Genomic DNA, 1,176 nt, shown 5'->3' with positions numbered 1-1,176 from the left:
AATCTTTGATACTACTCCTGATGCTACAGTTCTTCCACCTTCACGAATAGCGAATCTTAGTCCTTCGTCCATTGCGATTGGTGTGATTAGTGTTACTGTAAATGTTGAGTTATCTCCAGGCATTACCATTTCTACGCCTTCTGCTAATTGGATATCTCCTGTTACGTCTGTTGTTCTGAAGTAGAATTGTGGTCTGTATCCGTTAAAGAATGGTGTGTGTCTTCCACCTTCTTCTTTTGTTAGTACGTACACTTCTGCTTCAAATTTTGTGTGTGGGTGAATTGTTCCTGGTGCTGCTAGTACTTGTCCTCTTTGAATTTCTTCTCTTTGTACACCTCTTAGTAGGGCTCCAATGTTGTCTCCTGCTTCTGCTTGGTCTAGTTGTTTTCTAAACATTTCAACACCTGTTACTACTACTTGTCTACTTTCGTCTGTTAATCCAACTAGTTCTACTGTGTCTCCTACTTTTACTACACCTTGTTCTACTCTTCCTGTTGCTACTGTACCTCTACCTGTGATTGAGAAGATGTCTTCGATAGGCATTAGGAATGGGTGTTCTGTATCTCTTACTGGAGTTGGGATGTATTCGTCAACTTCTTCCATAAGTTTTGCTACTTTGTCTCCCCATTCTCCGTCTGGTTCTTCGATTGCTTTAAGTGCTGATCCTACTACAATTGGAGTGTTGTCTCCGTCAAAGTCGTATTCTGATAGTAGGTCTCTTACTTCCATTTCTACTAATTCAATTAGTTCTGGATCGTCTACTTGGTCTTCTTTGTTTAGGAATACTACAATCTTTGGTACACCAACTTGTCTTGCAAGTAGGATGTGTTCTCTTGTTTGTGGCATTGGACCATCTGCAGCTGATACTACTAGGATTGCTCCGTCCATTTGTGCTGCTCCTGTGATCATGTTCTTAACATAGTCAGCGTGTCCTGGGCAGTCTACGTGTGCGTAGTGTCTGTTTGCTGTTTCGTATTCTACGTGAGAAGTTGAAATTGTGATTCCTCTTTCTCTTTCTTCTGGAGCCTTGTCAATGTGTGCGTAGTCAACGAATTCTCCGCCGCCATATCTCTTGTTCATTACAAGTGTGATTGCAGCTGTAAGTGTTGTCTTACCGTGGTCAACGTGACCAATTGTTCCAATGTTTACGTGTGGTTTATTTCTTTCAAATTTTGC

The 1,176-nt window shown here is 41.3% G+C and carries 1 protein-coding gene; it reads right to left on the bottom strand.

Annotated elements, in window-relative coordinates:
* On the bottom strand, nucleotides 1-1,176 hold a 1,176-nt coding region (gene tuf, locus HMPREF3023_RS03140), incomplete at both ends, for an elongation factor Tu (protein WP_070700580.1).

It is taken from the genome of Peptoniphilus sp. HMSC075B08, assembly GCF_001815405.1.
GTDB lineage: Bacteria > Bacillota > Clostridia > Tissierellales > Peptoniphilaceae > Peptoniphilus_A > Peptoniphilus_A harei.
Note: the sequence above shows the minus strand (reverse complement) of the source record. Positions and strands in the feature narration are given on the sequence as shown.